Raw genomic sequence first — 12179 nt, forward strand, 5'->3', positions numbered from 1 at the left:
TAAAGCGGAGCCCGAAGTCGTTTTGAGAACTGGTAGGTTCTTCTCATCTCGTACTTTAAGTTGGAGGCACCCAAATTTTGGGAAGCCAAAGTCGCCTTTGGGAACGCATTCGGTTCTTTTTATATCCATTTGTTTTAAGATGCGCCAAAATTTAAGTAGAGCTTGAAGTCGTTTTGATGTCCCCGAGGTACTTTATATCCATATTATATTTAAAGGGCGCCAAAATTTTGGCGCCCTTTAAATATGTTATATATGAAGAAAACCAAATCGGTTTCCAAGGACGACTTTGGCCCTGCGAAGGCCGTAGGCCGGAGTCAGACCCGGCCGGTGGAGCCATTGGAAATTGATTTGGTTGCGAAAGATGCACCAAAATTTTTGCCATAGCTTATAGTTATGGAGAATGTATTATAAAAAGTGGTAGACATATTTTTTAATACATAGTAATATAATAGGCATAAGAAATGAAGTTTATTCCTTTAGATGAATGGGAGTTGAATTTAATGAGCAAACAATATAAATTTGAAACATTACAATTACATGCAGGTCATACGGTGGATCCAACAGGTTCTCGTGCAGTACCTATTTACCAAACAACATCTTTCGTATTTAAAGATGCAGAGGAAGCAGCTGGCCGTTTTGCCTTGACTAATCCTGGTGGCATTTATTCTCGCCTTGGCAATCCTACTACTGATGTATTAGATGCTCGTGTAGCTCAACTTGAAGGTGGTGCTGGTGGTATTGCTGTAGCATCTGGTTCTGCAGCGATTACATACTCCATTTTGAATGTAGCGAGCGCAGGTGATAATATCGTTGCTGCATCTACATTGTATGGTGGTACATATAACTTGTTCACTGCTACATTGCCTCGTTTTGGTATCGAAACTAAATTTGTTAATCCTGACAATTTGGAAGAGTTTGAAGCAGCTATTGATGATAATACTAAAGCTGTATATATCGAAACTATCGGTAACCCAGGTATTAATCTTATCGATGTTCAAGCAGTAGCTGATATTGCACATAAACATAATATTATCTTAATCGTAGATAATACATTTGCATCTCCATACTTGTTCCGCCCATTAGAACATGGTGCTGACGTAGTAGTTCACTCTGCTACTAAATATCTTGGTGGTCATGGTACAACATTGGCTGGTGTAGTTGTAGAGTCCGGTAAATTCGACTATAAAGCATCTGGCAAATACCCTAGTTTCGTTGAAGGTGACGAACATTACAATGGTTTAGTATACGGCGATTTACCAATTCCTTTCACCGTAAAAATCCGTGCTCAATTGCTTCGTGATACAGGTGCATGCATTACGCCTCTAGCATCTTGGCAAATCTTGCAAGGTATTGAAACATTGTCCTTGCGCGTAGAACGTCACGTAGAAAATACTCGTAAAGTAGTGGATTTCTTGAGCAAACATCCTAAAGTTGCTTGGGTTAACTATCCAGAACTTGCAGATAGCAAATACAAACCATTAGCTGACAAATACTTCCCTAATGGGGTAGGTGCCGTATTTACATTCGGTGTAAAAGGCGGCAAAGAAGCAGGCATTAAATTGGTTGATGCATTGCAAATCTTCTCCAACCTTGCTAATGTAGCTGATGCTAAATCTCTTGTTATTCACCCTGCATCTACAACACATGCACAACTTAATGAAGAACAACAAAAATCTGCTGGTGTTACACCAGATATGATTCGCCTATCTGTTGGTCTTGAAAACATTGATGACATTATCGATGATCTTTCCCAAGCATTGGATAAAGCTTAATCCTTAACTTCTCAACTCCTTAAAGCATAACTCCAAAAACCTATAGAACATAAAAAGAAAACCTTGTAATAAGAGGCTGTACCAAGATGTCGTGACATAATTTGGTACAGCCTTTTTGTTTTGCATTCCATTGTTGAAGGGGATAGGACAAAACGTGTTGTTGATGTATAAATTTTATATAAGAAACAGCCCTTGAATTCAACGATTCAAGGGCTGTTAATATGTGTATATGTGTGTTTAAAAGGGTTTGTTTTATGTGTGTATAGTTTTTATGAGTGTTTAGTTTTTGAGTGTGTTAAGAAATTGGAGAGATATATTATATAGTGGTTAGGTATGTCTATATAATATATGGATTATGCTTAGTATTTAGTAGTTTTTACTTTAGCACTGAGAACTTTACCGGAAATAGCATCGATCTTAACGTCTGCTTTTTTGTCGCCGCCGTTAGTCATGTCTAGTTTGTAGACAAGTTTGTTGCCGTCCATTTCCAATTCCCATTCCATTGTTTGGAAATCGCTGCCTACGCGTTCGATAGCTCTTGTTTCAGCAGATTCTGGTGTGATGGAGTTTTGTGGATTAAAGCTGTGAGATTTCTTTAATTTGTTCCATGCACTAATGGATTTTGCTTGATTGGAAACAACTTGACCTGTTGCTTCATCGATTTTCATTTCCACTTTTTGTGTCTTAGTATATGCTTCTACTTCGTAAGTTGGATGATGTTTTGCATCATAGGAGATAGAAGTTACCATTGCATCTGGATAGTAGCGATGTAATGTAGTAACAGCGCCTACGTAGTCGATTTCGCTACTTTGCATTGGAGATGCTACGCTACCAACACCATTCCAGGAACTAGGAGCTGGGTAAGTAGGAGCTGCAGATGCTACGCCTGCAATCAATACAGTACTTACGCCAAGAGCACATAATACTTTAGACAAATTATTTACTTTTTTCATGTTAATTACCTCCATAAAAGGATTTTGCTTAAAAGCAATTGTGCAAGTAGATTTTACTCAATCTACTTATACATAATTTAATATCACAAAATGAATATAAAATGAAAACTAAAACTATATACTTATTTTTAGGTATATACATAATATATTCGACATACATTATGTATATCCTTTTTTTTATTTGTATATTTTGCATAATGTAAACTTAATATAAGTATATATGGTTGACATAAATAAAATGGAATGGTTTAATAACCTTGAATAGATATGTAGTTTGTTTAGATAGGTTTCTTTTATTCTATTAATGGAGGTATACCATGAGTTCCATTTCCAATCGACGTCTCAGCACAAGAGAGTTGACAATGACAGCCTTATTTGTAACATTAATTACAGCAGGTGCATTTATTCGTGTGCCACTTCCAAACTGTCCATTTACACTGCAGATTTTATTTACTACACTGGCTGGTATTATATTAGGCAGCCGCCTCGGTGCCATTAGTGTAGGGATCTATATTATATTGGGACTTATCGGTGTACCTGTGTTTACATCTGGCGGCGGGCCAGGCTATGTATTGCAACCTACATTCGGCTATTTAATTGGATTTATGGTTGGCGCCTATGTGGTGGGGCGCTTCAGTGAGCTTTCACCAACACATTCTGTTAAGACCTTACTCATTGGTGCCATAATTAATCTGCTCATTGTATATGGTTTTGGCATGATCTATTTATATATGATAATGAATGTATATTTAGGGACACCTATTGGTTGGTGGGCTGTTATCTGGTCTTGTTTCTTGATTCCTGTTGGGCCTGACGTATTTTTATGTGCTGTAGCTGCTGTGATGGGGAAACGTATTATAGGCCATTTGCGATAATATATACAAAATAGTAATAGAGGGCTATCACATTTGTGGTAGCCCTTTTACTATGTTATGGATATACATATCCTAAAATTTCTTGTGCATCTTTTGTTTTGTTGATTTCTATGTATGGTTGCTTGCGCCCGTGAAAGTCTCGTGTTGATACAGTGCCTTCTATGGTTACCCATTGTTTATTGCTATAAGAATCTCCATCATTCTTATGCATTGTTAGACCAATAGGGGCTACGTCTGCAATACAGCAAGCCATGGCCATACGTGAAAGTGTAAACTCATTGGATTTTAATGTATTGTCTTCTCGGTTAACATAACCTGTCATATAGATTTTGTACCCTACATATTCCTCTGGTTTAGAACCAAGTGCAACGATGGTGCGATAATAGTTATCCGAGTTTAATACGATTTCCTTTTTAGATTTTGAAATGCCAGGATCTTTGGCCTCATTATTGATTGTAATAACTTCGCCAATATCGTCTTGAGAAAAATTAAAATCATTAGTATCTTCTGTGGCGGCCGTATTTCCAGTTACTTGTACAGAATTAGGCGATAAAATTGGTGGAACCACAAATAACACAAGAGGAATTATGATTGGTGTAATAGAGCGCCAATTATGTTTATATTGTTTATTTGGGGACCAAAGGATTGAAACAATGCCTCCCAATAACAGAGCTATACCTGCTAAGAGTAAAAATAATTCATATCGAGGAGCCACATATAATTTATATTGGCCCGTAATGAGTAGATATAAAAAACTAATACCTAATGCCGTATATAGCAGACCCTTGATGACACTGAGTATATCTTTGTTTCGTAGTTCTGATAACATAGTCTGTTCTCCTTATACATTAAATAAAAATTGAAATAGCAATGTTATGATATACGTAATAATACTAATAGTAATAACTAAACGAAGTATAAATGATGTTGAGATATACTGACGTAACATATATACGTTTTTGATGTCAATCATAGGACCTAACCATAGGAAACCAAGAACTGCTGATATAGGAAATAAATTGCTTAACGAACGGCCTATAATGGCATCTGATGTAGAACATAGGGAGAAGAGGAAAGCTAAAGCTAGTAATAATGCATTAGCAATAGGTGTGGCTACATCGAGTGAACCAGAGAAGAAGGTAGGTTTTATCCATACTTGGAATAGGGCTAATGTGAAGGCTGCTGCAGAGAAGTAAATAAGTAATTGACTGAATTCACGCTCTACGTGCAATAGAAAGATTTTCTTTTTATTGCCTTCTTGATTTGATGAACCATACTGATAATCTTTTGGCTGAGGTAAATTGTTAGTGATGGTAGATAATTTGTGTGGTTTCCATTTAAATGTGAGGGCCACCATACATGCGATTAATATACCACCAATTATGCGAGCTAGTATTATTTGTGGCGTATCTGGAAATGCATAATAGGTTGCTAATAATGCGATGGGGTTCATAATAGGACTTGCGAGCATAAACAATAGTCCTATATGTTGAGGGATACCACGCTTTAATAATGCATTAAACATAGGAATAGTAGCACAATCGCAGATAGGTAATACAAGACCGCTACCAATGGCGATGCCATAGCTTTTAATAGAGTCTGCTTTCAGATAACGCATTAGCCAACGATCCGGTACCAATAGTGTGATAGCAGAAGAAATGATGGTTCCTAACAATAAAAACGGTATCCCTTCAAATATGATGCCTGATGCAATGGCTAGGACTTGATGGATGGAATAGGAAATACTATGACGGAATACAGTGACCAGTAATATATATAATGTCAATATAGCCACAATACCGTACAATGACCATGGCCATATCGGTTGAGAGAGTCTATTGTGAATGTCCTTTTCAGTAGGATTGACCAAAAGAGAACATTCGGGATTATAGGACTGTAAGAGTTTCTTTACTGCTTTGATTTGTGTCGTATCATTCGCATATAACATAATATAATCGGCGCTGTATAGTTGCGATACGACTCTATCCCCTAGTGCCTGTATCATAGATGTTATACTGTTGCTCTTTGCTGTGTAGATGACGCGTTCTAGATGACAGAATTCTTTTAGAATTGAATTGAAGAAGATGAGTTCTAACTGTTGAAATGAAAACATGCCATTCCATTCAATCCATATTTCTTTCGGTGTTGTTGTAGAAATATAATCCTGTATTTGTTGCACCACATGAGATAGGTTTTCTTCTATATCATCTGGCTCAATGGATAAAGGACTTTTTATAAACTCTGTATTACCTGTTTCAAAGCTGATGATTTCTGTAGAACCTAGTTTTTTTCGTTCTCGTAGCTCTAGATTGATTAGGGTGGTTTTGCCAGACCCTAATAAGCCTGTTACGACATATACAGGAATCATGATGCACTGCACACTTTCTCGTTTATAGATGGAATATCTATTTCGGTGCCAATAACAACTAGGTGATAGTCATTTAAGTGTGTAGCTGTTATAGCACAGGATTGCGGTGTGTATTGTAATTCCATAGGGCCTGATGCGGTAGGAATAATACCTTTAATCCGTAGTATTGTAGATGGTAAATTATTACAAAAATCAATCCATTGTGTATCATCGAGGGATTGTAGATTATGGAATGTATGGGTCACAAATGGTTGGTGCTCGTGATGGTGGACATCATGGTCATGATGACTGTGATTATCATGGTGAGCACCGTTGTAATCCTCACTGTCGTTACATGTATGGCAACTGCAGGTTTCGGAATCATGTTCATGTGCCTTATGAGTATTAGATTTTAGTTGGTTTATATCCTGTTGAAGTGCATCTACATCGGTATATATTGCCGTATGTGGTGCTAATTCAATGATGAGTTGTTTTGTTTTTTCAACCTGTTTTTCATCCTCTACATGAGTAAGTAGAATGGCATAACAGTGTTTGATTTGGTCCTTAAAGAAGGGGCCAAAGTTCTTAATTGCCATAGGTGCCTGCATGGCATCTACGACCGTTATAATCATGCTGACATAGGCTTTACTGGTGATATCGTCATCATCACAAGTATATAAAATTTCACTTAATTTACTAACACCAGATGGCTCTATATAGATTTGATCGATATCTTGCGTAGATAGAATATCGATTAAGGCATTTTTAAAGTTGCCTTGCAGACTGCAGCAAATACAACCGGAGGTTACTTCGCGTACAGTTGCGCCCGATGTAGATAATTGTTTTGCATCGAGACTGGTTTCACCAAAATCATTTTCTATAATTAATATACGTTCATTTGTGTTACCACAGTTTAATATATGCTGTAAATACGTTGTTTTTCCGGCTCCTAAGAATCCGGATATGATCGTAATTGGTATCATAATACGCCTCCCTTGTAAATGTAAACATAGTATACTACTCTTACATAACATATAAAAATACCCATAAGGGTATAAACAATAGTTTACAAAGTTAAGTAATAAGCGAGTTATAAGAAAAATTGATAATATTATACTAATATGAGTATATGTGAACATGTTTATATATTTATAACGTTGATTTTACAAAAAAGCGTATGCCTCATAGGATATATATGAGTACATACGCTTATTTGAATAAATATTATTATGTAAAACTTTGAAAAATTATTGTAATTTTTCTAGTAATGCTTTAAGGAATACATATACATGTTCTACAGAAGGTAGATGTACGCGTTCCGTATTTGTATGTGGGCTAATGATTGTTGGACCAAAGCTGATCATTTCAGTATTTGGTAAAACATTCTTTAATAAGCCACATTCTAGGCCTGCATGAACAGCGTTTACGCGGGCAGGGGTGTCGGACATAGTATTGTAAAGTGCGATAACTTGTTCTTCTAGTTTAGAGCCTTTATCGTATTCCCATGCAGGATAACCGCCGCTGCGGGTAGCAGAAACGCCTAATGTATCAGCAAGGAGTAATAATTTTTTAGTTAAGTATTCTAAGCTGTTTTTATTAGAGCTACGAACTGATACGAGGATGTCTATCGTATGTGTGCCTTCAGAAACAATAGCGAGATTATCTGATGTTTCTACAAGCCCTTCGATGGTTTGGCTCATAGAGTGAACCCCATCTTCTGCAAGATAGAGGTAGGAAATTAAGGCTTCTGCCGTATCATCAGCATACACTGTTGCCGGTGTAGGAATTTCTTCCACTACGAATGTTAAATCAGGATCTTTGATTGCAAATTCATGTTTGTATTCTTTTTCGTAGAATTTGATAAGGGTCTTAATCGCTTCTATATCCTCGTTGCGTACAGACATGGTTGCAACCGCTTTAGATGGAATCGCATTATGTTTAACGCCACCTACGAAAGAAGCTAGATTAAAGGAATATTGTTTTTCTAAATCATAAAGAACGCGAGCAAGTACTTGGTTTGCATTAGCTCGTTGTTCGATGATTTCGATACCGGAATGACCACCCTTTAAACCTTTTACAGTTAGTGAAAGCCCTGCATCATAACCAGGTAGATTATTTTCGCGCAATAGTGGGATAGATACATTAACGTGGCAGCCGCCAGCGCAGCTCACGCAGAACTCATGTTCCACTTCAGTGTCTAAGTTGATTAGATAGTCACCTGTTACTTGACCTTCTTTTACCGCTGCAGCACCATCCATACCTGTTTCTTCGTTAGTTGTGAACAATACTTGTAGTGGACCATGTTGTTGGTTCTTATCTTCTAGGACTGCTAAAATCATAGCGCCGCCCATGCCATTATCTGCACCCAATGTAGTGTCATCGGCGTGCATCCATTCGCCTTCGATGATGTTGGCGATTGGATCTTTTGTAAAATCATGGTTGGAATCATGACCTTTTACGCATACCATATCGATATGACCTTGAAGGATGACGGATGGACGATTTTCATAGCCTGGTGTAGCCGGTTTTTTGATAACTACATTCCACTCACTATCTTGGGTGGCTTCGAGACCTAAATTGTGAGCAAAATTGACAATGTAATCGCTAATGCCCTTTTCGTTGCCAGATCCACGTGGGATTTGGCTCATTTCTTTAAATATTTCTAATACGCGTTTTGCTTGAACGATTGCGTCCATTTGGCACCTCTCATTCTGAAAATATATCCCATATAATTCTAATTATCTTAGTTGCTATGAGATTATTCATGTTTATTCATTAGTTAATAAGTAATTATTATCTATAATATAGTTATATCACATGTACTATGAATAGAAAAGACGATGTATATAGTTTATAATAGTATCATGCGTAATGTATAACGAACGCGCTGTATTATATACCTTTTATTTATATAGGATGGTGAAAGTATGCAACATGAACGTCGCAACATTAGTATGCTTATGGATCTCTATGAGATGACCATGGCTCATGGGTACTTTACGAAACAAGACAATACAGACCGCGTTGCCTTCGACGTATTTTACCGTCGCAATCCGGACAAAGGTGGATTTGCTATCTTTGGCGGATTGGAACAAGTTTTAGAATACATTTTGAATCTTCATTTCGATGAGGAGGATATGGCGTATTTTAAATCATTGCATTTATTTAGTGATGAATTTTTAGAGTATTTGCGCAACTTCAAATTTACCGGTGATGTATATGCCTTCAAAGAAGGTACCATCATATATCCTAATGAGCCGATTATGACCATCGTAGCACCTCTTATCGACGCACAAATTGTGGAAACAGCAGTGCTTACTATGATTAATCATCAATCGCTTATTGCTACAAAGGCGAACCGCATCGTGCGCGCCGCCGATGGGCGCATTGTATCCGATTTTGGGGCTCGTCGCGCTCACAATGTAGACGCTGCTGTATATGGTGCGCGGGCGGCTTTCATAGGCGGTGTCAATGGGACTGCCACAGTTCTAGCGGGACAACAATTTGGGATTCCCGTAAATGGTACCATGGCACATAGTTGGGTTATGTACCACGATTCTGAATATGAAGCATTCAAGTCCTATGCTGAAGTGTATCCGGACAGCGCTGTGTTCTTGGTGGATACCTATAATGTATTAGAATCGGGTGTACCAAATGCCATTAAGGTTGCCAAGGATATTTTGGAACCGAATGGTCATCGATTAAAAGGCATCCGCCTCGATTCTGGTGACTTAGCATATTTAGCTAAGCAAGCGCGTCGTATGCTCGATGATGCGGGGATGAACGATTGCAAGATCATGGCATCTAATAGCCTTGATGAATATACGATTTCATCCTTATTAAATCAAGGTGGCCCTATTGATATCTTTGGCGTAGGGGAACGATTGATTACGTCGAAAACGGATCCTGTATTCGGTGCTGTATACAAGATTGCAGGCGTTGAAAAAGGCGGCGTATGGGAACCGCGCATTAAGATTTCTGAGTCTGTGGAAAAGATTACCAATCCTGGATTGAAACAGGTATATCGCGTTTATAATGAAGATGGTCGCGCTATTGCTGAATTATTGACATTACCTGGCGAAGTGCCATTCACAGACAAACCATATCGTTATATCGATCCAGAAAAACCGTGGAGAGAATTGTATTATGAAAACTGTACATTTAAAAATATGCAGGAACTCATGATTAAAGGGGGCGAGCAAATCGTACCATCCCCAACATTGGAATCGATACGCGCCTATGTACAAGAACAATTGGCTCATGAGATTTGGCCGGAAGAACAACGCTTTGAAAATCCACATCGTCACTATCTAGATATGAGCCCTGACTATTACCATATGAAGATGGACTTATTGAATCGTATTGGTCGTAAAAAATAGGAGGGCCTATGCTTACACATCCAGAACGAACAAAAGAGGAATTAGTGGCGTGGATTCGGGACTATTTTGAACAAAATGGGCCTGCATGTTCCGCTGTAGTCGGCATTTCGGGCGGTAAGGATTCTAGCGTAGTAGCCGCTCTTTGTAAGGAGGCGCTTGGTGCAGAACGCGTTGTAGGCGTCCTTATGCCAAATGATGTACAATCCGATATAGATGATGCAAAAGAGGTGGTGGCGCATCTTGGTATCCCCTATATGATTGTGAATATTGGTAATGCCTATCGTGCATTAACGGAGGCCATTGTACAAGGAGAGGGCTTTTCCAATGTAACGGGCCGTACAGATTTAGCGCGAGATGCAGAAATCAATACGCCGCCTCGTTTGCGGATGGCCACATTATATGCGGTAGGTCAAAATTTGCCACATGGTGCACGTGTTGCTAATACATGTAATGGCTCTGAAGACTATGTGGGCTACTCTACCAAGTTTGGCGATGCAGCAGGTGACTTTAGTCCGTTGGCGAATCTCGTGGTTGAAGAGGTACGTCAGATTGGACGCCTTTTAGATATTCCACGTCATTTAGTAGACAAAACGCCTAGTGATGGCCTCAGTGGTCAATCCGATGAGGATAAACTAGGATTTACTTATGCCGTTCTTGACCGATATATTCGAACCGGCGAAATTGAAGATATAAAAACGAAGGAGCGCATTGATTATCTACAACGCATTAATCGTCATAAACTTGAATTAATGCCTTCTTTTAAACCGTCTACATTATGATATTTATAGGAGGATATGATGACTAAGAAAATTGCAATCATTGGTACAGGCGGTACCATTGCGGGCCAAGGTGCTTCAGACACTGATTTGACGGGTTATACAGCAGGTGTGTTGCCCCTAGAAGAAATTATATCCTCTGTACCTGGCGTTAGAGAGTATGGCCCTTTTGTGTGCAATCAATTTTGTAATATTGAAAGCTCAGATATAACGCTATTTCAATGGGTCCGTCTATCAAAATTAGTGCAGAAATGTGTGGATAATGATGATATTGCAGGTGTTGTTATTACACATGGCACGGATAGTATGGAGGAAACAGCGTATTTCTTACATCTTACTGTTCATACTGATAAGCCTATCGTGATAACAGGTTCTATGCGCCCAGCAGGTGCTGTCAGTGCTGATGGTCCTATTAATTTATTACAGGCTATACAAGTGGCTCGAACACCAGAGTCTTATAACAAGGGCGTATTAGTCGTTATGAATGGCTATATTGATGGTGCGCGGGATGTAACTAAAATGAATACAACTAACGTGGCGACCTTTGGTAGCCCTAATGCAGGTCATCTTGGTATTGTACAAGATGGTATAGCCCAATACTATATGTGTCCGTTGCGTAAGCATACGATGGAATCTGAGTTTGGCTTGCCAGAGGACGATGACTTACCACGTGTTGAAATCTTAACCTGTTATGCAGGTATCGAAGAAATTATGGGGCTTGCCATAGTGGCAACGAATCCATCGGGTTTGATCTTAGCTGGTTTAGGCCATGGTACGATACCAGAACCTATCCGCAAGGTAACATCCAATTTACCAATACCTGTTGTACGCGCATCCAGAACGGGAAGTGGTATAGTATCTAAGGTTCCCCAAGATGTGGAGGCAGGCTATTTTGTATGTGATAGCTTATCACCTCAAAAGGCTCGTATCTTGTTGATGTTGGCCTTACAAAAGGAACGCACTTGCAAGGATTTGGAACGAATCTTTAAAGAATACTAACCCTTACAAGCAATTGTATGCGGATGAGACAGATATAAAAAGACCCTTTGTGATTATTCACAAAGGGCCTTTTGCTTG

At 38.7% G+C, this 12179-nt stretch carries 10 protein-coding genes; 5 read left to right on the top strand and 5 right to left on the bottom strand.

Annotation, left to right across the window (positions count from 1 at the left end; all coding sequences use genetic code 11):
- Positions 1 to 500: 500 nt before the first annotated feature.
- The gene (locus HMPREF1151_RS08980; protein ID WP_009661723.1) at positions 501 to 1772 is read left to right on the top strand and encodes an O-acetylhomoserine aminocarboxypropyltransferase/cysteine synthase family protein; all 1272 of its coding nucleotides are present in this window, start codon (positions 501 to 503) and stop codon (positions 1770 to 1772) included.
- A 359-nt stretch (positions 1773 to 2131) separates the two neighbouring features.
- Here the strand turns inward: HMPREF1151_RS08980 and HMPREF1151_RS08985 are convergent, their stop codons facing one another.
- Positions 2132 to 2725, bottom strand: coding sequence for a PepSY domain-containing protein (locus HMPREF1151_RS08985; protein WP_005375308.1), 594 nt, complete (start codon positions 2723 to 2725; stop codon positions 2132 to 2134).
- 317 nt (positions 2726 to 3042) lie between these two features.
- Here HMPREF1151_RS08985 and HMPREF1151_RS08990 point away from each other — a divergent pair, with 317 nt between their 5' ends.
- Complete coding sequence (locus HMPREF1151_RS08990; RefSeq protein ID WP_005375383.1) at positions 3043 to 3600, top strand: biotin transporter BioY; 558 nt, start codon at positions 3043 to 3045, stop codon at positions 3598 to 3600.
- A 55-nt stretch (positions 3601 to 3655) separates the two neighbouring features.
- Here the strand turns inward: HMPREF1151_RS08990 and HMPREF1151_RS08995 are convergent, their stop codons facing one another.
- From HMPREF1151_RS08995 to HMPREF1151_RS09010, 4 genes are all read right to left on the bottom strand, one after another.
- On the bottom strand, positions 3656 to 4429 hold the full coding sequence (locus HMPREF1151_RS08995; RefSeq protein ID WP_009661763.1) for a TIGR03943 family protein: 774 nt from the start codon (positions 4427 to 4429) through the stop codon (positions 3656 to 3658).
- Positions 4430 to 4441: 12 nt separating this feature from the next.
- Entirely contained in the window at positions 4442 to 5968 is a 1527-nt protein-coding gene (locus HMPREF1151_RS09000; protein ID WP_038141577.1) for a permease, read from the bottom strand.
- Complete coding sequence (locus HMPREF1151_RS09005) at positions 5965 to 6930, bottom strand: GTP-binding protein (RefSeq protein WP_009661718.1); 966 nt, start codon at positions 6928 to 6930, stop codon at positions 5965 to 5967. The genes HMPREF1151_RS09000 and HMPREF1151_RS09005 overlap by 4 nt, the downstream gene beginning before the upstream one ends.
- A gap of 264 nt (positions 6931 to 7194) precedes the next feature.
- On the bottom strand, positions 7195 to 8643 hold the full coding sequence (locus HMPREF1151_RS09010) for an aminoacyl-histidine dipeptidase (RefSeq protein WP_009661750.1): 1449 nt from the start codon (positions 8641 to 8643) through the stop codon (positions 7195 to 7197).
- Positions 8644 to 8874: 231 nt separating this feature from the next.
- Here HMPREF1151_RS09010 and HMPREF1151_RS09015 point away from each other — a divergent pair, with 231 nt between their 5' ends.
- From HMPREF1151_RS09015 to HMPREF1151_RS09025, 3 genes are read left to right on the top strand one after another with little or no spacing between them, the layout of a single operon-like run.
- Positions 8875 to 10326 (top strand): nicotinate phosphoribosyltransferase, encoded by a 1452-nt coding sequence (locus tag HMPREF1151_RS09015; protein WP_009661872.1) that lies wholly within the window; start codon positions 8875 to 8877, stop codon positions 10324 to 10326.
- Positions 10327 to 10334: 8 nt separating this feature from the next.
- Positions 10335 to 11105, top strand: coding sequence for an NAD(+) synthase (gene nadE / locus HMPREF1151_RS09020; protein WP_009661746.1), 771 nt, complete (start codon positions 10335 to 10337; stop codon positions 11103 to 11105).
- 18 nt (positions 11106 to 11123) lie between these two features.
- Positions 11124 to 12101, top strand: coding sequence for an asparaginase (locus HMPREF1151_RS09025; RefSeq protein ID WP_009661699.1), 978 nt, complete (start codon positions 11124 to 11126; stop codon positions 12099 to 12101).
- The last annotated feature ends 78 nt before the right edge of the window (positions 12102 to 12179 follow it).

This window comes from Veillonella sp. ACP1, from assembly GCF_000286635.1.
Classification (GTDB): Bacteria; Bacillota; Negativicutes; order Veillonellales; family Veillonellaceae; genus Veillonella; species Veillonella atypica.

What these genes read in the sequence shown, in the direction of transcription:
- HMPREF1151_RS09005 (WP_009661718.1), bottom strand. Translation starts at nt 6,930, where the DNA reads ATGATACCAATTACGATCATATCCGGATTCTTAGGAGCCGGAAAAACA.
- HMPREF1151_RS08985 (WP_005375308.1), bottom strand. Translation starts at nt 2,725, where the DNA reads ATGAAAAAAGTAAATAATTTGTCTAAAGTATTATGTGCTCTTGGCGTA.
- nadE (WP_009661746.1), top strand. Translation starts at nt 10,335, where the DNA reads ATGCTTACACATCCAGAACGAACAAAAGAGGAATTAGTGGCGTGGATT.
- HMPREF1151_RS09010 (WP_009661750.1), bottom strand. Translation starts at nt 8,643, where the DNA reads ATGGACGCAATCGTTCAAGCAAAACGCGTATTAGAAATATTTAAAGAA.
- HMPREF1151_RS09015 (WP_009661872.1), top strand. Translation starts at nt 8,875, where the DNA reads ATGCAACATGAACGTCGCAACATTAGTATGCTTATGGATCTCTATGAG.
- HMPREF1151_RS09025 (WP_009661699.1), top strand. Translation starts at nt 11,124, where the DNA reads ATGACTAAGAAAATTGCAATCATTGGTACAGGCGGTACCATTGCGGGC.
- HMPREF1151_RS08990 (WP_005375383.1), top strand. Translation starts at nt 3,043, where the DNA reads ATGAGTTCCATTTCCAATCGACGTCTCAGCACAAGAGAGTTGACAATG.
- HMPREF1151_RS09000 (WP_038141577.1), bottom strand. Translation starts at nt 5,968, where the DNA reads ATGATTCCTGTATATGTCGTAACAGGCTTATTAGGGTCTGGCAAAACC.
- HMPREF1151_RS08995 (WP_009661763.1), bottom strand. Translation starts at nt 4,429, where the DNA reads ATGTTATCAGAACTACGAAACAAAGATATACTCAGTGTCATCAAGGGT.
- HMPREF1151_RS08980 (WP_009661723.1), top strand. Translation starts at nt 501, where the DNA reads ATGAGCAAACAATATAAATTTGAAACATTACAATTACATGCAGGTCAT.